Consider the following 24,991-nt stretch of genomic DNA (forward strand, 5'->3'; position numbering starts at 1 on the left):
TTCTAGAACTGCGAAGTCCATTGAAATACCCATAAAGATACAATTTAAGGAAGATTTTAGTATCAAAAGTAGGACGTCCTTCTGATTTGATCGTTTGAACCGAAAAACCCAAAGCTTCTAAAGATAAAGCTCCTACAAAAGCATCTATAAATCGAATAGGATTTTCTGATGAAATAGTGTCCTCTAAACTAGAAAAACACATTTGATTACGTGGTATTCCTGTGATGTGTTGCATCATTAAATATAAGACTTTTAATCCTTTTATTAAAATAATTTGACTATTTTTGAAAGAATAAAACGTTAGTTTTTTCACAGACTGACGTTAGCATCAAGCTCAAAAAAAAATTGCGATAAGCACTAAAAATGAAATTAAAAATATTCATATTACTATTTCCAATATTTCTCTTTGGACAAGACAATAATGAGAATTTAGTGGAAATAAAAGCTATCGAATCTCAAATAAAATTTGCAGACAGTATATCTAATTTTATTCAAGAAGAAATTCAAAACTCTGTGGTAATTCCTTCACATGGAAGAATTGATGGCAAACAAACAGAATCAACTAAAATTCAGACACGGATATTAAAGTATTCAGATAAAATTTTGAGAATTTATTATACTCAAAGTAACTTGAAAGAAAAGTGGACATACTATTATTTTGATTCTAAACTTATATATGCAGAATCAAATATATTTCGTGGCAAAAAAAAGAAAACCAAAAAGAAATTTTATTTCCAGAACGATAAATTAATTTCTCCATTATATTCTGACAGAAAATACGATGTGGAAGAAGAAGTAAATGTGTTTATTAAAGCTAATGAATTATTTAAATCTAATGGTTAAAAGAGTCAGTTGCTAACAGCAGTTAAAATAAATGGCTTAGACAAGGGCATGCTTCAGAATTTTCTCCGAAAATTCAAAAGTTTGCGTTATATTTGTTTTGGCTTGGTCTTGGTTCGTCGCCACTTCTTTTAGCTGCAAAACGTTAAATATAAGCTTACAGAACAAAATGGAAAAATATTTTTTGTACCTATTTTTATTATTCTGCTTAATTGAATGCAGGAGTCAGAATACCAATTTGAAATTTGAAAATTTTGAGTTTGAATCAATCTTTGGAGGTCAAAAAGGAGATAAATCTAACGTTTATTGTTTACTTGGTAAAGGGTTTTTTAGAACACCGTCTTCAGAAAATACTGACGAATTAATAAATTCTTGGATATTAAATCATAAAAAAATTAAAATAATTCTTGTATCATCATTAATTGATGACAATAATGGTAATATAAATTATTGTTGGCTTGAAGATGAATATGGAAATACAATTAATGAATTTTTAATTAAAAATGGTTGTTTTCCAGGAGGAACTATGATGAGACCCAAAACTTTAAAAGAAGAGCCTAATGATTATATGTCTATTGATGAGTCAAAAATAAAAGTCTATATTGATTCTAAAAAATATGAGGAGTTTATTCAGAAAATAAAAAAAGCTGAACAATTTGCATCAGATAATAAACTGGGTATTTGGAATGAAGACTAATCAACAAAAGCCTACAGTTAATAGCATTTAAAATAAATGGCTTAGGTTAGGCATACTTCCGAATTTTCGTCTAAAATTCAAAAGTTTGCGTTATATTTGTTTTGGCTTGGTCTTGCCTCGTCGCCACTTCTTTTAGCTGCAAAACGTTGTGTGCTATATTCTCCGAAATTACAAAAAAAATAGAAATGAAAATAAAACTTATTATTACAATTATTTTTTTGACTTTTTTTACAAAGGTTCAATCACAAGATATAACAAAATTTAAAGAAGATTTTAAATTGTCATTAGACAAAAAGTTTAATGAAACAAATATAAATGATTTGTTTTCTAGATATCCTCATCTTTTGACAGCACAAAGTGATATTACACAATTAACATCAAATTTAAAAGGAGAAAATTTGAGAAATTATCCTTTAAGTGATTTTAAAAATGATGATTTATATATAGATAATATTGATAAAATTTTGAATTCAGATAATTCATATCAACGCTTATTTTCATATTTAATTATTGGTGCTTCTAATGATTTAACAAAAGAAGATCAATTACTAGACAAATTAAAAATGGAAAAAGTAAAAGACAATTTAATTTGGTGTGTTATGTCATTGCTGAATTTAAAAACTAAACATACTACTGAAGTATTTGATTTTTTAGTCGAAAACGAAGACTTCGGTGACGCACATATGTTGCAATTATTTATCAAACTAGACAAAGATAGTTTGCAAGAAACAGCATACAAAAGATATAATAGTGAAAATTTAAAAGCCAAAATTTTAGCTATTCAAATATTGTCACAAACAGGAAAGAATCCTGAAACAGAAAAAATTGTTTTAGAAGCTGTTACAAATTGGGATTTAAACATAAAAGGATATGCAATTTACACAGTAAAAGAACTTCAAATAGGGAATTTATTACAAACGTTTAAACCTTTTTTAGACAATGATAAAACAAGAAAGATTGCTTTAGAAGCTTTAGCTAATAGTCCAACAAATAGTGATAAAGAATATTTAAAAACATTAACAACTAAAAAAGATAGTATTTCAGATGATTTATTAGATTGCTTTTTTGAATCAAAGAAAATTGACAATTTAAAGTTTTGGCTAGAATTACTAAAAACAAAAAAGGTTTCAAATGATTATTATTTTTCAGTTCCTAGTAATCGATTAATTTACTCCGACGAATTATTACCAAATATCCAAAATACTTTAAAAGAAACCGAAAATGAAAAAGTAATTGAAGAATTGGTTAGAGGATTGCAAGGAAGAAATGATATTGAAAGTACTAATATTTTAATTGGCTTTTTAAAACATAAAAACTCTTCTATAAGATATTGGAGTGCTGAAGCATTAAAAGGAAATAAAAATCAAAAAGTAATTGATCTTTTACCTATATTAATAAACGATAAAGAAAACAGAACAACTGCATTAGTAAATTTGCTCATTGAGAATAATATAAATAATCAACAAAGTGTATTGGAAAAAATATATAAAGAAAGTGGCGAAGATTTGGATTGGGAAAGAAGTTCATTAGAATATTTGGCAAATTTTCCATTAGAAAAACATAAAGAACTTTTTAAAAAAATTCTCAAAAATGATAAATCAGATTTTTCAATAAGATATGATGTTGCATTAGGATTGGGAAAACTAAAAGACTTAAGTTCCGTTGATTTACTTATTAAAGTTTGTGAAGAAACTAGAAAAGAAAGTGATTTAAACTCGAGAACTTATTTGGAAGCATTAGCAATGATTAGAGGAGAAAAAGCAAAAAAAGAAATTGAATCATTTCTTAATAGTGATGAAGAAGTTGTAAAAGAACTTGCAACTGAATTATTAAGAAATTGGAATTAAATAAAAATATAGCACGCAACAGCCGTTGCCAAGATTGGGGATTTAGTGGAATTAGCGTTTTTTTACTACTTTTACGTTAAGCCTAAAATACTCGGTTTCAAAAGTCCCCAACCTCGGCAAGCTCCAATACGGTGCCAGAAATTTGAATGAAACAAACATTGTTGATACTATCGATCTTTTTGACTCTGAATCTATTCGGACAGAAACCAACAGAAAAAGTTGGCGAAATTGAGGTTGAATTAATTGGACATAATTTTAAAAGAAATTCGGATTACGAATTGACAAAAAAGAAAACCAATAGAAAAAACCGACCTTTTGTGAAAATGTTTTTTAATTCAAACGGAACATTGCTGAAATCCATAAGTTTCGGAAAACATCACAATACAGATTTAAGAGTTTTAAACCAGATCAATATTTATAACTATGATTCAAATGGATTGAAATCCAAAATTGACATTTGGGAAACTGACTACGACAAAAATCTTTCAAACAAGTATTTCAAAAAGTTTGATTTTGATAGTACCAAAACAAAAATTACCTCGGAAAAAATTTATGAAATTTATTCCGACACAATTTACACTCAAGCTGACTATTGGTATAATAAAAAAGGCGAATATCAAGGAATTATTTTCGACTCAACCTATTATTATAAAAGAGAATACAACGAAAAACAACAACTCATTTCCCTGCAACAAATCCACGATGGAAAACTAAGATGGGAATGGAATTACACTTACTCTGACAGGCAACGAATCGGAATTTTCCAAACCCATTATAATGATGCAGAAGATTACTCTAAAAAGGAAATTAGAACCTATAACGAAGATGATTTTTTAGTTGAAATTGAGGAGTTACAGATTATAAAAGATGGTCTTCAAGAAAAAACCAAAATCTATTACGATAAAAATGGGATTATTAAAAGAATTGAAGCATATGACTCATACAATAGAGAAGATGGATACGAGCTGGTTTCTTATCGTGAAGTCAAAGTAAAAAGTAAAGTAATAGTTGATTCGTCAATTGCGGAAAAAATTAATAAACAAATAAGAATTGAATAAAGACTACTGGCAACACCGTGTATAATTAATGACCTGGTTCTCGCCTAATTTCGAAAATCCTCGCGGATTTTCTATTCGGTTTTTATTTACTAAATTTGGTGTTTAAGCAAGCCACTAATCTTACACAAACAAGTTAGGCGATATTTAAAAAAAAGAAAAATTATGAAATCAATTATAAAATTATATTTAAAGTTATTTTTACAAACTGCAATTATTTATTTTTTAATTATGGCTTTATTTGATTTAGCACTTGGAAATCAATTAACATTATGGAACTATGTACCAAAGTCGCTATTTGTGGGAGTTTTTGTTTCATTAATTTTAGTTTCTATTCATGTGAATAAACTAAAAAAAAATGGAATTAAAAACATTTCTGATGCTAACGTAGGAGTAAATCAAACTAGAATAATAAGTTCTGAACTGAATAAAAGCGAACTAATCCAGAAACTAAAATCAGACTCAACAATTGGAAAAATGGAAATGAGAGAAATAGAAAATGGAGTTTTATTTCAAACTGGAATGACTATGAAATCTTGGGGAGAAGAAATAAAGATTATTCTTAAATTTAATAAAAACAGTAATTTTGAATATCAAGTTTCGAGCAGACCAAAATTGAAAACAACTTTGGTAGATTATGGTAAAAATCTTGAAAACGTAAACAGTATAGAAAACTTAATGAAAAACATCTCCTAAAACTGTTTTTATAAAATGGCTAAGGCTTGTTTTTTCCTTTTTAAAAACTTTTATGAGTAGAAAATCTGCCTCTATTTGTTTTGGTCTGTGCCTAATCAAAGCAACTTCTTGCAGCCACCAAACAGTATAGCCAATTAAAAAAATGACACCTAGAGAAACAATTTTATCAGCTATTAATCTGTATCTCAAAGATAATTTGATTAGTGAAGGATTTACTTTCAGTGAATCACAACTCCTATTTAAACGTAAATTAAAAAATGGTTTTATTCAACAGATAAAGTTCACAGGCAATTTGAGAAATTACGCGGAAGGAATGATTAGATATGGAGAACAATATGATGTCGTATGTAATTTTTATAAAAAATGGACAAAAGATAATTTTCCCAACTCAATACCTACTGAATATCTTGAATGTAATTATTCTGCCTTTACGGGAATGAATAAAAATCTTAGAACTGGAAATGATTATGAGTTTTGGAATTGTGACTCAAAAAAAATCATGGAAACAATATGGTCAAACTACTTGAATCACGGTAAATTATTTTTTGAAGACAATAATTCTTGGGAAAAATTAAGTAAACTAGTTCCATCTAATCAAAAAACAGATAGTTTAATTCTAGCAGATAAACTTAAAGAAGCAAAACAAGAAGCTGAATATAATATTACAGAATTTATCAAGCACTATGGTAGTTATGATCAAATGGATCAACAAGGAAAAGGAATTGTGAACTCTGAAAAAGAGAGAATTGAATATATAGAAAAAAGGCTATAACAATGCTATAGTTAATACGGGTTAGGTGCTCGACCTAAAGTTTAGAGCTTTTAACCAAGTCCGCCAAATCTTTTTGATTTGGCTTTAGAACAAAAAAGATAAAACAAAATAAAAAGTTTTGGCTAAGTGCTAAATCGAAAGTTTAGTTGCTTTTAATCCGGCACTAACCATAGCCTAAACGTTAGTTGTAATTACCAAAAATCAATGTTTGAATTTAAACACGAAATAGAGCTAAAGACTTCTGAAAAAATAAAAGTTTTTGGGCAATATTATTTTGGAGGCAAGAGTGCTTTTTCGTATAAAAGGACTCCGCTAATTCTGAATGTCTTTTGTTGGGCATAACATTAATATTAATAATTTATAGCGCACTATTGTGGATAAAAATCATAGGAGAATAAATATTGTGTAAGATCGCTTCTATTTAAAAAACGTTAAAGTTAGCAGCACCCTTTCCGAGCTTTATAAGTTAGTTTCTTCAATAATTAAATTACACTAGAATTGCTTCATTGAAAAGTTTGTTATGACTTTTTTTGTAGCTTATTTTTATTAATTTCTAGTACTTGCAGAATATAATTATGGATGGAAACTTATGATTTAGAAACTATAATATTGTTTTCCTTTTTCTAAGATTACTTTTTATTGAAACGCTTTATTATATTTATAAAAAAAACAAACCAAAGTATTTATCAAACATTTTGATGGTAATATTTTATTACCATACAACCACACAAATTGATAACATCCATGAAAAAACTTTTATTAATACTTACGATTTTGCCAGTTATGATTTGTTGTGATAGACAAGAAAGTATTGATTTGTCACAATTAAATCTCAACGAACCAATAGAACCAATAATAAATTTTGAGGATAGATTGCTTCTTGGTATTGAAACGGTCGAATATCCATTCTGCTTATTATTAGAAGTTGAAAAATCTGAAAAATATAGTTTTGACGGAATTGATTTGAAAGGACAGAAGATTATTTTTCAGATAAACTCTGAAAAACTCAAAACAGATAGCATTACCAGATTTGGCGGAGGTCATATTGATTTGAGACCAATAAAAAGCACAAAAGATTTAAATGATATTTTGGGAGCATTTAATGCAGAAAACAAAATCTATGGCGTAAGAATTGAAATGAAAACTGCAAGCTTAAAATCGGATATTTTAAAGAAAATTCAAGCAAAATATGGGAAAGGACTAAAAAATCCAAACACAGATAACGGATTATATTGGAATGTAAAAAGCGAGCATAAATATATTTTCTACGCACCTGATTATGATAAACTTATCATTTTAAATAATGAGTATTTGTCTAAAACTTGCTATTGGGATACTTTTAACGGTTTAATAGATTTTGGAGGTTGTGACAATGCACAATACATGCAAGAATTAGTTAAGAATGCCACGAAACCAGAAGATGTGAAAAATAAACCAATAATTAAAATTGACAAAAATTGGAGTATAAATAATTTAATAGTTGGACAATCAAATGAAGGAGATTTTGTAAAATCAGAAACTAATAAAAATTTTGATAGAATGGATGAAATTAGTGGAAGTACCGGAAATATTTCTGGAATTATTTATCAAAATGATTATCACGATTTCTACTTCTATTTGTCTGTTAATAAAATCAATCCCGACAATAAAAAGGAAAATATAATAAATGGATTTTCCATCAATGACTTCAAAAAAGTTGATATTTCATTTGAGAATGGGTTAAAAGCAGGTATGAAATTTGAGAATGTTGTAAAATTATTAGACAAAAAAACAATAATAGATTTTGATGATTTAAAATTCGCAAACTATATTGAAATTAAAAACACACCTTATAAAGTAACATTGATCTTTGATAAAAATATGTTGTTTTCAGGGATGTTTATGAAATAGAAATTTTTGCTGACCTCGGTGACCTTTACATACATCACTATAATTTTAACACATCGATGATATCAATACAGATAAAATCTTTTAAATACGCTTACGCGATATTATTGTAAGTTTTCTGAACTAGTTTTGCTAAGGTGCATTGCGTAAATATTAATTTTTGAGTAAACTTTAAGATTTCTGCAATTCTATTTGTATTTTCTGGAGTTGTAACGTTGGTTTTTTATGTTGCTTAACTTCAAGTTTATTTCAAGTTATAGTTTGAACTTACGTCACAGTAAAACCACTATAATCAACCACAAAGCGTTAGTAGTAAAACTACAAAATGCTTTAAAAAATAAATCATGAAGCATACTATAAACTTAAATCAATTTGCTGGACTATCTGAATTAATACAAATCAGAAGTAAACCAATTCTTTGGGCATTAGTTTCATTTATAGTTTATTTTGGTTTTGTTGTTTTAGGTTCTGAATTACAACGTAATTTAGATCTTAACTTAGATTACGGTTGGGGACAGCAAATCATTTCGTTATTTGCTGTTTTGATTTTTGCTTACTTTCATAAAAATCCTAAAGAGCTTCTTTCTCTAAATCTTCCAAAGGAAAAAATGTGGCTAGTGAAGACTTTTGTAATTGCTATATTAACAATCTTAGTAGGTATTCTTGTTAGTTACTTAATGAATGAAACGACGGAGTTAAAAAATACAGAATATTATATTTATCAAAGTTTTATGCCTAGCGTTGCAGAAGAAATAGGCTTAAGAGGTTTGTTCTTAGGATTTCTTTTGTATTACCTAAAACAAAATAATGCTAAAAATTACTTAGTTTATTTACTTCTGTTTATTCATACAATTCCTTTTGGGATATTGCATATTTTGGAGACAACCAATTCTTTTGAGGCGATTTTGATTTATCTGTTTACATCATTTGCTGCCTTTGTCTTCGCATATTTAAGATTAATTTATAATTCTATACTACCTTGTATAATTGCCCATACTATAATCAATGTAGGAGGGAATATTATAGGCTATTTACTATTGAATTAAAAGAGTAGCTTGTAAAGGAGTACAATTGGGCAAACTGAAATTTTTCAATGCAACTCGATCTAGAGAAATTCAAGTTGAAGAATCAATTTAGAATTTAACTTGCTTTCAAACTTGAAGTTCCGCCTTTGCTTGAAGAATCTAATAGTAGTAATTTTATAGTTGGTATACTTCGTATTAAAACCTCATTAACTCTAACATCGCTATAGCTTAAGCTAATAGTAAAAATAATGAAAATGATAAATTTTAAATTAAGAGAACTTGATAAAATAGTACCTTGGGGAGAAGGAAAGGAATTATCATTACACTGGTTCGCGCTTACTGATGGAGATTTGTGGTTGACATTTGGTTGCAACACAATCTATGAATATTCACAAGAAGCTTTACTAGAATTTGAAGGTAAAGAATCACAGTACAATGATTACTATATCGTTAGGTTTTTGGAGGATTTTTCACATCTTTTTGAAAAAATTAGTGAATCAATTCCTGAAAGATTTTATAATCGTACAGAAAATATAAAATTATTTAAGGATAATGCTCAAAAATGGCTTGATATATATGAAACAGACGAAGACGAATACAGCGACTTTTATTTTGACGAATATGATAAATTAATTTCGTGGACAACCGAACGTTCTTTTGATTCAGGACATTTAATCGGAGGGCCATATCTGTACTTTTTTAGACATAATGGAAAAATTAGAATTGTGTGGGAAACTGAGTGTATCTTGGAGAATGGTGTTAGTGTTTGGACAGCAAATGACGGAAGTTTAGAAATGAACTATACTGACTTTGTAAGTGAAGTGAAAAGCTTTGGAGAAGCGTTTTTTATTGCAATGGATAAGCAAATAGATTTGGCAATTGAAAAAAATTGGACCGAAGTTAAATTAGATAAAATCAGACTTCTCGAAGAACATAAAGAGCGAAAGTTGGAGTTTGAAAAAAAACTATCTTTTCTTGATCAAAATATGGAAGATGGACAAAATTGGGAAGCGACTGAAGATTTATATAAGCGTATGCAAAGGGAAATTAAATAATAATTTTTCCGTAATTGTTCAGCAACAGAGCAATTTCACCCTTAATTTTAGAACGACTTTTTGATTCAATTTTCCACTATGAAATCTATCACATTAATACTAAATTATCATTTTTAAGAGTAGAGTAGGGAAAAAAGTAAATTGGTTGAACTTTTAGTTTGTAATATAATCTGCTATTTCTCCGTAATAATCGCCGCCAATAATTTCTTTGCTCTAAGCAGTTTGATTTTAATATTATTAAGCGGTTCGTTGTTTTGATCCGCCATTTCTTGATAGGTCATTTCTTGAAAATAGCGCATTTGAATTACTTCCTGGTAAGCAGGTTTTAATTTTTTAATGTACAGCAACAATTGGGCAAGGTTTTGCTCAATAATCAATTCGTCTTCCGCCGAATTCGTTTCATCTACAACACTATAAGCTTTGTGATCTTCGTCATCGGAAATATCAACAAAAAGAGAAGTTTTCTTTTTGCGAAGCATGTCAATATGAACGTTTTTAGCAATCGCAATCAACCAAGTGTTAAAACCATATTCAGGATTGTAAGTGGCGATTTTATCGAACGCTTTCGCGAAAGTTTCAATTACAATATCATCCGTATCGGTTTCGTTTTCAGTGCGTTTTAACATAAAGCCATAAACTTCATTCCAGAAGAAATCCAATAGAAAAGTGAACGCCACTTGGTCGCTCTTTTTTGCTTTTTCAATGTTTTCCTGAATGATTACTGAGTTTACTTCCAATGTACTGGTTTTGAGAAAAGGTTTCTAAAATACACGTTAACAAACGTAAAGACAAGCACAATTTCAATAAATGGAAACCAATACATCACGTCTTTCTCATTTAATTTTGCAGCAGCATAGCCTAAAGAGGTCCAAGCGAATAAGTAACGCACTACAATTAGGGTCAAAACAAGTATCCATTCAAACTGAAAAGCTAGTAAAACAAGCGCTAAAATCAAAAACCAAAATTGAGAAAAGAAAAATAAGCCCAATTGAAATTTGTCAAATAATTTGTAATGTTTTGCTGTTGTAGTATGTCTTCTTTTCTGGTAAAACCAAGATTTAAATGTTGTCTTAGGTTCAGATAATGTAAAACTTTGTGGTGTATATAAAATTGCTGTATTATCTTTTGTTGCGGCCTGGTTGACAAATAAATCATCGTCGCCTGAACGAATTTTCATATGATCTTGAAAACCTCTCACCTTGAAAAATTCATCTCTTTTATAAGCTAAATTTCGGCCCACGCCCATATAAGGTCTGCCTATTTTTGCCCACGAGAAATATTGAGTAGCAGACAAAAGCGTTTCAAAACGGATCAACTTATTTAAAAATGAATTTTTCACTTTCTCATAAGCACCGTAACCTAAAACAATTGTTTTCTCCTTGGAGAATTGAGTCGATATTTGTAAAAGCCAATCGTTTGATGTGGGATAGCAATCTGCATCTGTAAAGACGAGATATTCATTTTTCGCAGCTTTTATACCTAAAGTCAACGCCCATTTTTTATTGCTCCAAAAAGCTTCGTTGTTTTGAACTTTTACTAATTTAACATTAGAATATTGTTTTTCATAAGCTTCAAAAAGTTCCAAAGTATCATCGCTTGAAGCATCGTCAATTAAGACAATTTCGTAATCGGGATAATTTTGCGTAAGCAAGTGTGAAAAATATTTTTTAATATTTTCTGCTTCGTTTTTAGCACAAACAATAATTGAAATAGGTAAGTTTTTTGGATTGGCTTCTGTTTGTTTGCCAAAAGAAAATTTTCCAAAAATAAAAATGTAATAAATAAACTGAATAAACACGATAATCGCAAATGCGATTAAAAGTATTGTTAGTATCATAGGCTACTGAAATTAAGAGTGTGTCGGCTCGCTACAATCTTTCATTTGTTCAGCAGTTTTCCCACAATAACTACAGTCTTCTCCTTCTTTATTTAAAAACGGACTCTGACTCGCACAAGTTCCTGCGAATTTCCCGTCTTTTTTTGCCCAAATTTTTATTGCGATTCCTGCGAATGCAAGAGCTACTAATCCAATAGTGATCAATAAAAGCTTTATCATTTCTATGTATTTTGAACTGCAAATTTACGAAACAAATTCCGATTTACACATAGGATTTTGTTAATTTAGATACTCAAAAATTTGTTTTTTGCATTTCCAGAATGAAGTTTGAAAAAGTGGAATTTGGAATGTAAGATTTGGAATTTATTTTTAAATAATATTTACTTCCGCATCAATAGTAATTCCAAATTGATCTAAAACTGTTTGTTGAATATTTTTTGAAAGCGCAACCAATTCCGCACCAGTTGCTGTTCCATAATTAACTAAAACTAGAGCCTGGTTTTTATGAACTCCTGCATCGCCAAAACGTTTTCCTTTGAAGCCCGCTTGTTCAATTAACCATCCAGCCGGAACTTTTACTTCCGTTTCAGAAACTACATAATGAGGCATTTCTGGATGAAGTGCTTTTGCTTTTTCGTAAGCTTCTTTGGTAATAATAGGATTTTTGAAGAAACTACCACTGTTTCCAAGTTCTTTTGGATCTGGTAATTTGCTTTGACGAATCGCAATTACAGCATTACTGATGTCTTTTAGTGTTGGGTTTTCAATGTTGTTCTTTTTTAACTCAGCGTCAATAACACCGTAAGTTGTAGAAACTTTATGATTAGTAGTGCTTAATTTAAAACTAACTGAAGTAATGATGTATTGATTTTTTAATTCCTTTTTAAAAATACTTTCGCGGTATTCAAATTTGCAAGAAGCATTAGTGAAAGTTTCGATTTCCAAGGTTTTTAAATTCAAAGCTTCACAAGAAAGCATCGTGTCTTTTATTTCAACACCATAAGCGCCAATATTTTGAATAGGAGTTGTCCCAACATTTCCCGGAATTAATGATAGATTTTCGATGCCACCTAAATTTTGGTCAATGCAGTAAAGAACAAATTCATGCCAGTTTTCTCCAGCTTGCGCTTTTACAATAGCATAATCTTCATTCGTTTCAGTAACTTCTTTTCCTTTTAAATTGACGTGCACAACTAACTGCTGGATATCCTGCGTTAACAACATATTGCTACCACCACCTAAAATAAAAACATCCTCATCTTGTCGCAAAACAGTTTTCAAATCTTCAAGTGTTTCCGCCGAAACAAAGGCTTTGGCTTTGGCTTCAATTCCAAACGTATTGTAGTTTTTTAAAGAAAAATCAGTTTGAATCTGCATGTGAATGTATTTTTATCAAAAGTAGTATTATGAATTCAAAATTGGAAATATTTTATACGATTGATGCGTTTCTTTAATGATCATTTCGGTTCGTTCCGGATGTGTATCGGAGATGAAAATCTGTCCAAAAACAGCATCATTTACCATTGTTACAATTTTTTGAACTCGAGTTTCATCAAGCTTATCAAAAATGTCATCGAACAATAAAATCGGTAATTCGCCACTTTGTTTTTTTATAAATTCGAATTGGGCCAATTTTAAAGCTATTAAGAACGATTTTTGTTGGCCTTGCGAGCCAAATTTTTTAATCGGGAAACCTTCAATTTCAAAAGTTAAGTCATCTTTATGAATTCCTGAACTTGTATATTGGATAATTCGGTCTTTCTGTAAAGACGTTTCTAAAAGCGTTAACAAATCGGTATCGAACAACTGACTTTCATATTGCAACGCTATTTTTTCATTTCCGCCTGAAATATTAGTGTGATGTTTTTCAAAAATCGGAATAAAATCAGCCAAGAATTCTTTTCTCTTTTCGAAAATAATCTGACCTAAAGTACTCAATTGCTCGTTATAAATCGATAAATTATCAGCATCAAAAACCTGATTTATTGCGAAATATTTCAGCAAAGCATTCCGTTGGGCTAATGTTTTTTGATACTGAATTAAATATTGTAAATATGATTTATCTAAAGTAGCAATGACGCTATCAATGAATTTTCTACGGGTTTCACTTCCTTCCACAATTAAATCCACATCAGAAGGTGAAATAATTACTAGAGGAATCAAACCTAAATGTTCGGAAAGCTTATCGTATATTTTTCCGTTGCGCTTGATGGTTTTCTTTTGGCCTCGTTTTAAACTGCATACGATTTTTTCTTCTTTATCATTTTTCTCTAACAAAGCATCAATTACGAAAAATTCTTCACCGTGTTTGATGTTTTGAACAGCTAACGGATTGAAATAACTTTTCCCGTAAGCCAAATGATAAATTGCATCCAAAATATTGGTTTTTCCAACTCCATTTTTGCCCACAAAGCAGTTAATCTTAGCGTCAAAATCAAATTCGATTTGGGCTAAATTTTTGTAGTTTAGAAGAGATAATTGCTTTAAAAACACGATAAACGATACTTTAAATTGTTGCTAAAAAAAGAGTTTTTGCAAAAGTATATGGAATTTATGAAAATTTCCCATAATAATAGGGTTTAATTTAATAAATATTATATTTTTGCACCTCATTAAATTTTCATTAAATGGCAACATATAACAAAAGAGGATACAAGGCTCCAAAACCAGAAGAAGAAAAAACTGGAAACGAATTTGAAGAAGTAGTAGATGTAAGTGATAGTACTACAGCTGAGGTTTTTAATGCGTTAGATGAATCAGCTTCAAAAACGGAAGATTTCGTTGCTAAGAATCAAAAAATAATTTTAGCAGTAGTTGCAGCTATTGCAATCGGAACTGTTGGATATTTATTATTCAATCGTTTTGTTACTGAACCGAAAGAAAACAAAGCAAATAACGAAATTTTTCAAGCGCAACAATATTTTCAACAAGCAACTGATTCTTCTGAGAAATCAGATTCATTATACAACTTGGCTTTAAATGGTGGTGAAGGAAAATTAGGTTTCGTAAAAATTGCTGAACAATATTCAGGAACAGATGCAGGTAATTTATCAAATTACTATGCGGGTATGTCTTATTTAAACATTGGAGATTTTAAAAATGCGATTTCGTATTTAGAAAACTTCAAATCTAAAGATGCGGTTTTACAGCCTTTAGCTTTAGGAGCAATTGGAGATGCTTTTTCTGAAACAAACAAAGTAGACGATGCTATTTCATTCTATAAAAAAGCAGCTGCAGCTTCAGAAAATGACTTTACAACGCCAAGATTTTTAATGAAAGCGGCACAGTTACAGTTAGAAGCTGGTAAAAAATCAGAAGCACACAAATTATTTGTAGAAATTAAAGAAAAATATGAAACTTCGAAAGAAGCTATGAATATTGATGCTTTAATTGCAATGACAGAATAAAGATGGCTACAGAAAATAAAAATTTATCAAATTACGATAAAAACACGATCCCAAACGCGAAAGATTTTCGGTTTGGGATTGTTGTTTCGGAATGGAACGAAGAAGTAACTGAAGGATTGTATAACGGTGTTGTTGCAGCGTTAACAGATTGCGGTGCTTTAACGGAAAATATCACAAGATGGAATGTACCAGGAAGTTTTGAATTGATTTTCGGAGCCAGACAAATGCATGAAAAAGTAGAACTTGATGCTGTAATTGTAATTGGTTGTGTAATCAAAGGAGAAACGATGCATTTTGAATTTGTATGCGAAGGTGTAACACAAGGAATGAAAGACTTAAATCTTTTATACGATGTGCCTACTATTTTTTGTTTATTAACGGATAATAATATGCAACAATCTTTAGATAGAAGTGGTGGTAAACACGGAAATAAAGGTGTTGAAGCGGCAATTGCAGCTATTAAAATGATCGACTTGAATCAAAAATAATAAGTTTATCTTAAAAATATTTTAACCTACAATTTTAATATTGTAGGTTTTTTTATGTTCATAAGTATAGCGTTCTTAACATAAAATTGAGGGTTACTTTGAACGGAAATACGTAAATTTGAAATCTAAAGAGATTACCATGAGAAAGAGTTTGTTCAAATTGCAAAAAAACAAGCAATTCAATTATACACCAAGACATTACGAAGGAAAACCAACGGGTAATCCTTTTGATTTCGACTCTGCCTTTCGTAGAGATCGAGAAACTATAAACGATAGTGATTTTAGATCGCATTGGAAAGATGCCAGAGATGCCAGTAGAAATAGAAAAAACAGGTCATTTAACACACGCGTCATTATCATTGCGTTGATTTTACTATTTGTATTTTTCTACATCATAGATTTTGACTTCTCTATTTTTAAAAGAAAATAATGGCAGCAAGTATTATTCAACTTTTACCCGATCATGTGGCAAATCAAATTGCTGCAGGTGAAGTGGTGCAACGTCCTGCCTCGGTAGTTAAAGAATTATTAGAAAATGCAGTTGATGCAAAAGCTTCGGATGTTAAGCTAATTGTAAAAGAAGCTGGTAAAACCTTGGTTCAAGTAATTGATAATGGTTTAGGAATGAATACAACTGATGCTAGGTTGTGTTTTGAACGTCATGCTACTTCTAAAATTCGTCAAGCAGAAGATTTGTTTGATTTGAGTACCAAAGGGTTTCGTGGTGAAGCATTAGCGTCTATCGCTGCAATTGCTCATGTGGAAATGAAAACTAAGCAAAATCAGGAGGAATTAGGGGTTCATATCGTAATTGAAGGTAGTAAATTGGTTACCCAAGAAGTTGCAGTTTTACCACAAGGCACTTCGTTTGCTGTTAAAAATCTTTTCTTTAATATTCCAGCGCGAAGAAATTTCCTAAAATCGGAAACAGTTGAATTTCGTCATGTTATGGATGAATTTCAGCGTGTGGCGATGGCACATCCTTCAATTTCCTTCACTTTGATTCACAACGGAAGTGAGATGTATAATTTGCCTAGTTCAAATTACCGTCAGCGAATTGTCAATATTTTTGGTGGAAAGACTAATGAAAAATTAGTACCTGTTGCAGAAGATACCGAAATGATTCAGATTTCAGGATTTGTGGGAAAACCAGAATTCGCGAAGAAGAGTAGGGGCGAGCAGTTCTTTTTTGTAAACGATCGTTTTATTAAAAGTGCTTATTTGCATCACGCAATTATGAATGCCTATGAAGGTTTACTGAAGGAAGGCAATCAACCGAGTTACTTTTTATATTTAAAAGTGCCACCTCATACAATAGATATTAACATTCATCCTACAAAAACTGAGATTAAATTTGATGATGAACAGTCGCTTTACGCTATTTTGCGTTCGGCTATCAAACATAGTTTAGGCCAATTTAATGTGGCGCCAGTTTTGGACTTTGAGCGCGATTCTAATTTAGATACGCCTTACCAATACAATAATAAAAAAGCAGATTACCCTTTAATTCAGGTCGATTCAAATTACAATCCGTTTGCAACTGAAAAACCGGCTTCACGATCACTTTCTACCTTTGGATCGTATAAAAAAGAAGCAAGTACGCCGAATTGGGAAAGTTTATATGTTGGTTTAAATCAAGATACGCAAGAACTGGAATCATTTTCTTTTGAAAGTACAGCAGTTACCGGCAAATTGTTTGATGATGATGCGGTAGAGTTGAAAGCAAGTTCTACTTATCAAATTCACAAGAAATATATAGTAAGTTCTATTAAATCCGGAATGTTAGTAATTGATCAAGGCAGAGCGCATCAACGCGTTTTGTATGAACAATTTTTGACTAGTATCACAATGCATAAAGCTTCGAGCCAGCAGTTGTTGTTTCCTTTAGAATTGTATTTTTCTTCAGACGAAATGGAGTTGCTAAGTCAATTGCAACCTTCGCTTGAAAATACGGGTTTTGTATTTGATGCGTTCAATTCGGATTCAGTTCAAATCTCGGGCTTACCCATTGCAATGTTAGAAAGTGAAGTTTCTATTGTTTTAGAAGAATTAATTAGTAATTTACATAACGAAATTCCAGAAAGTAGTTTTTCGCAAAATGACAGTATTGCCAAATCAATGGCAAAAAGTTTAGCCGTAAAAACAGGAACTTATTTAACCGCTATAGAACAGGAAAACTTAGTTAATTCATTATTTGCTTGTAAAGAGCCAACAGTTTCTCCTTTTCAAAAAAATACATTTATTACCTTAACAGTAGAAGATTTAGATAAAAGATTTGCCCTATGATGAACATGACCGATACTGTAAAACAGTTATTAATTATAAATGTCCTATTTTTTATAGGAAGTTATTTTGTACCACAAGCCAATGAACTTTTGGCATTGCATTATTTTGAAAGTGATGGCTTTAAGCTGTGGCAACCGATTTCGCATATGTTTATGCACGGTAGTTTAATGCATATTTTCTTTAATATGTTTGCCTTAGTTACTTTTGGAAGTGCTTTAGAACAATTTTGGGGTGCTAAAAAATTCTTATTTTTCTATTTTTCTTGTGGAATAGGAGCTGCTTTAGTTCATTCAGGAGTAGATTATTATCAAATACATAGTTTATTGAGCGAAGTTCAAAATACAGCTATTACTTCAACTGATATTCATACAATTTTAAACACTAGTTTTGATAATGGAACAAGTTATGAGGGCAGATTGTTATATCAAAATGCAGCAGCAGTTTTAGATCCTTTAAACGTTAATTCAAATGATTTCAGTCTTCTTTTTCAAGCAGCAATAAAAAATCAGGGTAGAGCTGTTGGAGCTTCTGGAGCCATCTATGGACTGTTAGTAGCTTTTGCTTTTATGTTTCCAAATGCTGAATTATCGCTTATGTTTATTCCAGTTCCGGTGAAAGCGAAGTATTTTGTTCCTGTAATTGTATTAATCGATTTATTTTCAGGAGTAACTGGTTATAGTCTTTTTGGCGGAGGAGTCGCTCATTTTGCACACGTTGGAGGAGCCTTTTTCGGCTTTCTAATGATGTGGTATTGGAAGAAGAGCCAATTTGATAAAAATCGGTGGGACAGGTAGTTGTTTTTAGTTGGCAGTGCTGCATTTTGAAGTTAATTTTTGCAATTTAATTTATGAATATAATAGACGATTTAAAACTACAGTATAAAACAGGCGGAATGCTTCAGAAGTTAATCTTTTGGAACATCGGGCTTTTTGTGGGCTTTACGCTTTTAGATGTTATTTTAAAATTGTCAAAAGTACCCTTTAACTATTTTGATTTTGTAGCTTTGTCTTCGGATGTGAAGGTTTTTATGATGAAACCCTGGACTTTAATTACATTCAATTTTTTTCATTCAGGGATTTTTCATTTGATTTTTAATTTATTAGTGTTGCATTTTTCAGGGAGATTATTCAGCACATATTTTAATGACAAACAAATGTTTGGTGTTTATTTATTAGGTGGAATTTTCTCTGGTCTAATTTATATTTTAAGTTATTTCTTACTTGGCAATGTTTCATTATTAGTAGGAGCAAGTGGTGCAATTATGGCACTTTTAATTGCTACAGCAACTTATTCACCTTATATGTTATTGCGCATTCCATTACTAGGCGTTGTGAAATTATGGCACGTGGCTTTCGTAATTTTGGCGATTGATTTAATTCAGCTACCTATACAAAACACTGGTGGCCATATTGCACATTTAGGAGGTGCTTTTTTTGGGTTCTTGTATATTAAATTAATGAAGTCAGGTACAGATATAACTGCGCCTTTATCTTCTTTTTTCGATAAAATAGTCGATTTTTTTAAACCAAAAGACAAAACACCTTTCAAGAAAGTACATCGAAATACGCCAAAAAACACGGTAAATACAACGAATAAAAATCAAGATTTTACTCAAAAGCAAATCGATGAAATATTAGATAAAATAAGCAAATCAGGATATGATAGTTTAACAAAACAAGAAAAAGAATTTCTGTTTAAAGTGGGAAAATAAATGAGAAAGCAATCGTGGTTAAGTAAAATAATGTTCTTTTTAAATATAGTGCTCACTGTAGTGACCTTTATTGCCTACACTTTGCCCTTTTTAGCGCCAAAAGCATTTCCTTTTTTAAGCGTTTTGAGCTTATTTTTGCCCTTTTTTCTGATGTTGAATTTCTTTTTCTTCGTGTATTGGTTGTTGCAATTTAAAAGGTATATGTTGCTTTCTGGTTTGGTTTTATTAATGGGGATTACATTTATTAATCGTTTTTACAAGTTTACAGAAACCAATTTACCAGAAGAAGAAAGTGACTTTACTTTAATGAGTTATAATGTTCGCTTGTTTAATTTGTATAAATGGTTGCCCAAAGAAGATGTAGCCCAACAAATTTCTAAACTAATTGCGGATGAAAAGGCAGACATTCTTTGCATTCAAGAATTTTCGCCAAATGATGAGGTTGAGACTTCCCAGTTCAAATACAATTACACTAAATTATACGGTGGAAAAAACAAATACGGTCAAGCAATTTATTCCAATTATAAAATTATTGATAAGGGTGAAATTGAGTTTCCAAATTCAAGTAATAATGTCATTTTTGCGGATATCGTAAAGGGAGAAGATACTTTGCGAATTTACAGCATGCACTTGCAATCCATTAAAATTAGTACGGATATTCACGAACGAATGGATGAGGAGAAATCGAAATTTATTTTCAAGCGTATTAGTGCTGCATTTACTGTGCAACAACATCAGGCTGAATTAATTAAGTCACATTATGAATCTTGCACTTACGCTAAAGTAATTTGTGGTGATTTGAACAATAGTGCGTTTTCATACGTTTACCGAACGATTAAAGGCGATATGAAAGATGCGTTTGAAGAAGGTGGTACTAGTTTTGGTAAGTCCTATAATTTCAAATACTACCCTGCTCGAATTGATTATATTTTTGTAGAAAATAATATAAAAGTGAAACAATTTAAGTCGATCAATACCTTTTTTCAGAGCGATCATTTTCCTCAGATTGCACGACTTTCTATTACTCCTTCTGCTAAATAGAAAACCCGTTTGAAATGAATCAAACGAGTTTAGTTTTTTTGAATTGTGAAGAATATATCGCTTCTTATTTCCAATAATTATTTGCTGCAGCAATTGTTGCAAATTCTGTCGCTATGGTTTGACCAATCGCGATAAGCATTGCTGGATCTTCAGCATAAGTTGGGCGCATTTTTTCGCGAATTGCAGCATCAGGTTGTGTTACTTTTATTATTAATCTAGCCATTTTCACAGCCAATTGTCTTCCTTCTTCAGGTGTCTTGGTAAGCAACGAATTGTTGGGTACTAATTGAACTAGTTCTGTCATTTTTATGTTTTTAGTTTTTATTCTTTTCGTGTTGAACCATTGATTATTCTAGAAATGATTCCTTTTTGATTGGTCAATTCCGCTATTAAAATTCCTCCCACGTGAAGTGCAATAAACGCAACCAAATAGTAAGTTCCGTATTCGTGAATTGATTCCATTGATCCCTTATATTCCTTTGGTCCTAATACTATGATTAATCCGGTAACAAGCGAAACTAGTACGCAAACATAAAAAATGATATAGGTCCATTTCTGAAATTTCATTTTCGTAGTTAAATCTTTGTCCAATGGATTTTGAATTTTCATCTGACCAAAAGCAGGAAGTAGGAAGCGAATACTAAATAAGCCTGTCAAAACATATCCTAAATAAATATGCCAATCCCACATTGGTTTTCTGATTTTTTTTGCCAAAGCAATACTTTGATCTTCAGTTAATGTCATGTTGTTATTACTCAAATAATCTTGAATAATATTCGATACATTGTGCTTATTTAACCAAGTCAATCGTAAGAAAATTGTAATTAATAGAAGTATAAATGTAATGGCTATTGCCCAATGCATTATTCGGTATATCTTTGAATATTTCGTTTGTTCCATAATATTTGTTTTAGATTTTTGATGCAAATAGCAGTACTATTGCAATGCAATTTACGAAACCTTTTTCGATCTCAAATGAATTAAATATATTCATTTGAGATTTTTTATAAGGTATTTTTCTTAAAAAGGAATTTTCAAAACCTTCTTGAAAATAGATTTTTTTTCGAAAGTTAGTAAGGAAATTACTTAATTACTAAGTCATATTTTTGCAACAATCCAGCTAGGTTTTGGGTTGAAAAAATAGCTCTTTTTAGTTTATTTTTTTCAGGATCAATGGTGAAATCGTAACTTGTAGTGAAGTCGGTTTTGTTCGCTGTTGTGCCAATGAAAACAGCATGTCTCAGATTACAATTATCAAATAAAGCTTCGGTTAAATCACTTTCCATAAAATCTACGGCAACCATACTACAGTTGATAAACTGCATTTTTTTAAGCTTCAAGCTATAGAATTGTGCATAATCTAGCAAAGTATCTTTGAAATGGAATTCGTATAAAATTTGATCCGTCATCGCAAAATTTACTGCCGTAAAATCACATTTAGTAAACCACACATCACGTAAGGAAACATGGTTGATTTTCGTGCCTTTAAAATTACAATCTACGAAATTACAATCAATAAAAGTTACCGCTATAAAAGAACAAGCTCTAAAATCGCAATTACTAAAGTTGCAATTTTCGTATTCTTTGTATTTTATATCGTTTTCAGTATAAATAGCGTCTGCGAAATTTTGATCTGTAATATAATCTGAATGCATAATTTTGTTTTAGAATCGTGGGGAATAAGTATTTGACTTTTATTTCCAACAAAGTTTAAATTTTATTTATTTAGTTCAAATTTAGAATAATTAATTTGAATTAATTCTAAAACAATAGCAAACAATTTTATAAAGTCAAAATAGGGCTAGTTCGTTCTATTCTTTAATAAACTTGACGTATTTCGATTTTTCAGTTGCATCAATTTTAACAAAATAAGTTCCTTTTGCTAGGTTTGATACGTTTAAAGTTGTTGTTTCAGCATTAACAGTAACTGCAATCACCTTTTGACCTGTAATAGCATAAATAGTAATATTGGAAATCAATTCTTTAGCAGAAAATGTTAAATTGTCTTTGACTGGATTTGGGTAATAATTTAAGCCTGAAATTTCAAAAGTATCAATTGCAAGATTACAAGGTTGTGGCATAACTGTGACAGTTATAGAATTACTTTCTACACGACCAGATGTGGTATGACAACCTTCTCCATCAGATAGATTGCACACATAAACGCCACTTACTAATGGAGTATGTGTAAGTGTTGGTCCACTCATTTGGCCTGAATTTCCGCCTTGAATAGTATTGCCATTAAACGTCCAATTATAATACGGATATTGGCTAGTTATATTAAGTCCAGTAGCATTTATTGTGACACTATCTCCTGAGCAAACGATTAGATTAGCTGTTGCAATCGTAACTGATAATACAGTAGGAGTAATAACAGTAACCGTTACGCTAGCGCTTGCTGTAGGTGAATTAACACATGTAGCGTTACTATTTAATTCACAACTAACTACGTCATTATTTTGCAAAGTTGTAGTTGAATATGAGTTTTGGTTTGTGCCAACGTTTGTACCATTTACTTTCCATTGATAACTAGGATTAGTGCCACCATCAACAGCTGTAACAGTAAAATAGGCTTCTTTTCCGCCACACAATGGACGCGTGTTGTTGTTAGTAAAACTAAGTTTTGGAGCAGCAACATTCTGACTTACGGTAAAAACAATTTGTTCTGTTATACCATTTACAGCGGCACAAATTGGCGTGATTTCTAATCGGTATCTATCGGTACAATTAATTTGGGAAAATGGAAAAGATATAAAGTTTGTTGGAAAATTTAAAGTTGTATAAGCTGTCCAGGTAGAATTGCTGTAATTGTATAATCGTGCTTTATAATAAGTAGTTGCTTCAGCTAACCAATTTACATCTATAGTATTGTTTGCAATATTAGTTACAACAGTAAGATTAGAAATTTTTGTATTTGTGCAAGGCTCAGTAAAACATTCATTTATACAAGAAAGTGTATTTAAGGAATTATTAATTACACCAATAGATTCAGGAGCCCAAACAGTAGAGCCATTCAATGTAGCGTTCATTATAAAACCTGTTGTGTGTTGGCAACCGAAATTATGACCTAATTCATGTGATAAAATATTTCGAGTTAAATCTGAATTTGAAACATAGTTTTTCACAACAGAAGTTCCTGCATTATTACACATCGCTAAAGAACCTAAGCCTACAACAGAGCCCGAACCACCTTGATTTTGCAAAAGCACTTTAATATCATAAGGTTTCGTAAACATTAGACTAGCATTATTATAAAAATTATTATAATTATCGTTTATATCTAATGTGGTAGCCCAGTTATTGCAAGTATTACATGTTACTATGAAATGCTCATTTACTTTAAAAGAAACATCGTCTGAAAGTCCGTTTACTATTGTGTAATTAACTTGAGACAAATTAATAAGTTCTAGCGTTCTATTTATTACAGCATTTATAGTTCCGTACGATGCGTACATTGAATAGTCAACAGCAAAATTAAGCTCTACAGTTTTACAGACTCCATTTGCAGCACTTATCTGATTGTTTGGTTGCATTTTAGAAGCTTCATCTTCTATTGCACAGCTATAAGAACTATCTTCAACTATATCCTTTACCTCATAATAGACATATAAATTTGAACTTGCATTATTGTCAAATTTCTGCAGGGATTCTATGTAAAATTCCTTTGCTTTATTTTTAATATAGAACTGATATTTATCTTCAAACATTGAAAAAGATAATAGGCTAGTAGCATTTCTGTCATTCAGAAAATATCTTCCATCAAAACCAGTTTCGTTTAGGTGCTTTCTTTCGATACCTGATGCGTTTTGAACAGCTATGATGTGTTGATCTGAAATTAATCTGTTTTCGCGAAGTCTAAAAACATACTCTTCATCTACTGCAATTGTAATTTCTTGTCCATCAGAAATACGTTGCATTTGATCATTAATCTCTAAAATTTTATAAGATTTGAAATTTTTTGATAAATCATATTCATTTGATTTGTTTTCGAAAAATGAAATTCTATTTTGAGCTATTCCTTGAGAAATAATTGAAAAAAGCACAATGAGTAAGTATCTTTTTTTCATATTTTAGTTGAATTTAAATTCCGATTTATCTTTCAAAGATATTAAAAAATTCAACTATTTTATTTTTTTATTTATTGATTTTTACGCTCTTTACTCATTTACTCACAGTTGTTTAGAGAACGTATTTCTAGCTGTAATTATTGGTATTCAATGGTCTGAAATTATCAAATTTATAGGTTTAAAAAATCGTTTTAATAATTCTATAGTCTATTTTAGTCCCATCCGAAAAGGAATTTTCTTTTTACTAAAAGCAATAATTACAAAATTATTTTCACATAAA

Annotated in this window: 25 protein-coding genes and 1 pseudogene; 16 read left to right on the plus strand and 10 right to left on the minus strand. The window is 30.5% G+C overall.

All coding sequences use genetic code 11. The features are described 5' to 3' along the window. Positions 1-238: pseudogene (locus tag ACFSX9_RS00005) on the minus strand (IS1182 family transposase); the annotation flags it as partial. A 125-nt stretch (positions 239-363) separates the two neighbouring features. Here ACFSX9_RS00005 and ACFSX9_RS00010 point away from each other — a divergent pair. The 9 genes from ACFSX9_RS00010 to ACFSX9_RS00050 all read left to right on the plus strand — a co-directional run bounded on the left by ACFSX9_RS00010 (position 364) and on the right by ACFSX9_RS00050 (position 9,874). Continuing rightward, on the plus strand, positions 364-843 hold the full coding sequence (locus tag ACFSX9_RS00010) for a hypothetical protein (protein WP_379802814.1): 480 nt from the start codon (positions 364-366) through the stop codon (positions 841-843). A 166-nt stretch (positions 844-1,009) separates the two neighbouring features. Further along, a complete protein-coding gene (locus tag ACFSX9_RS00015; RefSeq protein WP_379802817.1) occupies positions 1,010-1,537 on the plus strand; it encodes a hypothetical protein in 528 nt (175 codons plus the stop codon). Positions 1,538-1,722: 185 nt separating this feature from the next. Continuing rightward, positions 1,723-3,384 carry a HEAT repeat domain-containing protein gene (locus ACFSX9_RS00020; protein ID WP_379802819.1) on the plus strand — a complete coding sequence of 554 codons (1,662 nt, stop codon included), beginning with the start codon at positions 1,723-1,725 and terminating at the stop codon, positions 3,382-3,384. A 146-nt stretch (positions 3,385-3,530) separates the two neighbouring features. Then, positions 3,531-4,442, plus strand: coding sequence for a hypothetical protein (locus ACFSX9_RS00025; protein WP_379802821.1), 912 nt, complete (start codon positions 3,531-3,533; stop codon positions 4,440-4,442). A 162-nt stretch (positions 4,443-4,604) separates the two neighbouring features. Further along, entirely contained in the window at positions 4,605-5,135 is a 531-nt protein-coding gene (locus ACFSX9_RS00030; RefSeq protein WP_379802823.1) for a hypothetical protein, read from the plus strand. A gap of 142 nt (positions 5,136-5,277) precedes the next feature. Next, entirely contained in the window at positions 5,278-5,907 is a 630-nt protein-coding gene (locus tag ACFSX9_RS00035; protein WP_379802825.1) for a hypothetical protein, read from the plus strand. A 744-nt stretch (positions 5,908-6,651) separates the two neighbouring features. Continuing rightward, positions 6,652-7,797, plus strand: coding sequence for a hypothetical protein (locus tag ACFSX9_RS00040; protein ID WP_379802828.1), 1,146 nt, complete (start codon positions 6,652-6,654; stop codon positions 7,795-7,797). Positions 7,798-8,138: 341 nt separating this feature from the next. Further along, positions 8,139-8,840, plus strand: a complete 702-nt coding sequence (locus ACFSX9_RS00045; RefSeq protein WP_379802831.1) for a CPBP family glutamic-type intramembrane protease — start codon at positions 8,139-8,141, stop codon at positions 8,838-8,840. A gap of 233 nt (positions 8,841-9,073) precedes the next feature. Continuing rightward, positions 9,074-9,874, plus strand: coding sequence for a DUF5984 family protein (locus tag ACFSX9_RS00050; RefSeq protein WP_379802834.1), 801 nt, complete (start codon positions 9,074-9,076; stop codon positions 9,872-9,874). A 173-nt stretch (positions 9,875-10,047) separates the two neighbouring features. Here the strand turns inward: ACFSX9_RS00050 and ACFSX9_RS00055 are convergent, their stop codons facing one another. From ACFSX9_RS00055 to recF, 5 genes are all read right to left on the minus strand, one after another. Beyond that, the gene (locus tag ACFSX9_RS00055; RefSeq protein WP_379802836.1) at positions 10,048-10,611 is read right to left on the minus strand and encodes an RNA polymerase sigma factor; all 564 of its coding nucleotides are present in this window, start codon (positions 10,609-10,611) and stop codon (positions 10,048-10,050) included. Continuing rightward, positions 10,602-11,711, minus strand: a complete 1,110-nt coding sequence (locus ACFSX9_RS00060; RefSeq protein ID WP_379802839.1) for a glycosyltransferase — start codon at positions 11,709-11,711, stop codon at positions 10,602-10,604. Before ACFSX9_RS00060 ends, ACFSX9_RS00055 begins: the two co-directional genes overlap by 10 nt. A 12-nt stretch (positions 11,712-11,723) precedes the next feature. Beyond that, positions 11,724-11,927, minus strand: a complete 204-nt coding sequence (locus ACFSX9_RS00065; RefSeq protein ID WP_379803065.1) for a membrane or secreted protein — start codon at positions 11,925-11,927, stop codon at positions 11,724-11,726. 153 nt (positions 11,928-12,080) lie between these two features. Then, positions 12,081-13,088, minus strand: coding sequence for a UDP-N-acetylmuramate dehydrogenase (gene murB, locus ACFSX9_RS00070; RefSeq protein ID WP_379802842.1), 1,008 nt, complete (start codon positions 13,086-13,088; stop codon positions 12,081-12,083). A gap of 27 nt (positions 13,089-13,115) precedes the next feature. Next, positions 13,116-14,204, minus strand: a complete 1,089-nt coding sequence (recF, locus tag ACFSX9_RS00075) for a DNA replication/repair protein RecF (RefSeq protein WP_379802845.1) — start codon at positions 14,202-14,204, stop codon at positions 13,116-13,118. Positions 14,205-14,338: 134 nt separating this feature from the next. Between recF and ACFSX9_RS00080 the strand changes: the two genes are divergently transcribed. The 7 genes from ACFSX9_RS00080 to ACFSX9_RS00110 all read left to right on the plus strand — a co-directional run bounded on the left by ACFSX9_RS00080 (position 14,339) and on the right by ACFSX9_RS00110 (position 20,644). Beyond that, entirely contained in the window at positions 14,339-15,118 is a 780-nt protein-coding gene (locus tag ACFSX9_RS00080) for a tetratricopeptide repeat protein (RefSeq protein WP_379802848.1), read from the plus strand. 2 nt (positions 15,119-15,120) lie between these two features. Then, complete coding sequence (gene ribH, locus ACFSX9_RS00085; protein WP_379802851.1) at positions 15,121-15,606, plus strand: 6,7-dimethyl-8-ribityllumazine synthase; 486 nt, start codon at positions 15,121-15,123, stop codon at positions 15,604-15,606. A gap of 139 nt (positions 15,607-15,745) precedes the next feature. Then, a complete protein-coding gene (locus ACFSX9_RS00090; RefSeq protein WP_379802853.1) occupies positions 15,746-16,036 on the plus strand; it encodes a hypothetical protein in 291 nt (96 codons plus the stop codon). After that, positions 16,036-17,892, plus strand: a complete 1,857-nt coding sequence (mutL, locus tag ACFSX9_RS00095) for a DNA mismatch repair endonuclease MutL (protein WP_379802855.1) — start codon at positions 16,036-16,038, stop codon at positions 17,890-17,892. The genes ACFSX9_RS00090 and mutL overlap by 1 nt, the downstream gene beginning before the upstream one ends. Continuing rightward, positions 17,889-18,686, plus strand: coding sequence for a rhomboid family intramembrane serine protease (locus ACFSX9_RS00100; protein WP_379802858.1), 798 nt, complete (start codon positions 17,889-17,891; stop codon positions 18,684-18,686). Before mutL ends, ACFSX9_RS00100 begins: the two co-directional genes overlap by 4 nt. A 53-nt stretch (positions 18,687-18,739) precedes the next feature. Further along, positions 18,740-19,603, plus strand: a complete 864-nt coding sequence (locus ACFSX9_RS00105) for a rhomboid family intramembrane serine protease (RefSeq protein ID WP_379802860.1) — start codon at positions 18,740-18,742, stop codon at positions 19,601-19,603. Continuing rightward, a complete protein-coding gene (locus tag ACFSX9_RS00110) occupies positions 19,604-20,644 on the plus strand; it encodes an endonuclease/exonuclease/phosphatase family protein (RefSeq protein WP_379802863.1) in 1,041 nt (346 codons plus the stop codon). Between the two features lie 64 nt (positions 20,645-20,708). On the opposite strand, the gene ACFSX9_RS00115 is transcribed toward ACFSX9_RS00110, so the two are convergent. From ACFSX9_RS00115 to ACFSX9_RS00130, 4 genes are all read right to left on the minus strand, one after another. Next, positions 20,709-20,948 (minus strand): hexameric tyrosine-coordinated heme protein, encoded by a 240-nt coding sequence (locus ACFSX9_RS00115; protein WP_379802866.1) that lies wholly within the window; start codon positions 20,946-20,948, stop codon positions 20,709-20,711. A gap of 17 nt (positions 20,949-20,965) precedes the next feature. Then, entirely contained in the window at positions 20,966-21,544 is a 579-nt protein-coding gene (locus ACFSX9_RS00120; protein ID WP_379802868.1) for a cytochrome b/b6 domain-containing protein, read from the minus strand. A 182-nt stretch (positions 21,545-21,726) separates the two neighbouring features. After that, on the minus strand, positions 21,727-22,299 hold the full coding sequence (locus tag ACFSX9_RS00125) for a pentapeptide repeat-containing protein (RefSeq protein WP_379802871.1): 573 nt from the start codon (positions 22,297-22,299) through the stop codon (positions 21,727-21,729). A gap of 156 nt (positions 22,300-22,455) precedes the next feature. Continuing rightward, complete coding sequence (locus ACFSX9_RS00130) at positions 22,456-24,711, minus strand: zinc-dependent metalloprotease (protein WP_379802874.1); 2,256 nt, start codon at positions 24,709-24,711, stop codon at positions 22,456-22,458. Positions 24,712-24,991: the final 280 nt, after the last annotated feature.

Origin of the sequence: Flavobacterium ardleyense, from assembly GCF_042686085.1 — a bacterium.
Taxonomy (GTDB): Bacteria; Bacteroidota; Bacteroidia; order Flavobacteriales; family Flavobacteriaceae; genus Flavobacterium; species Flavobacterium ardleyense.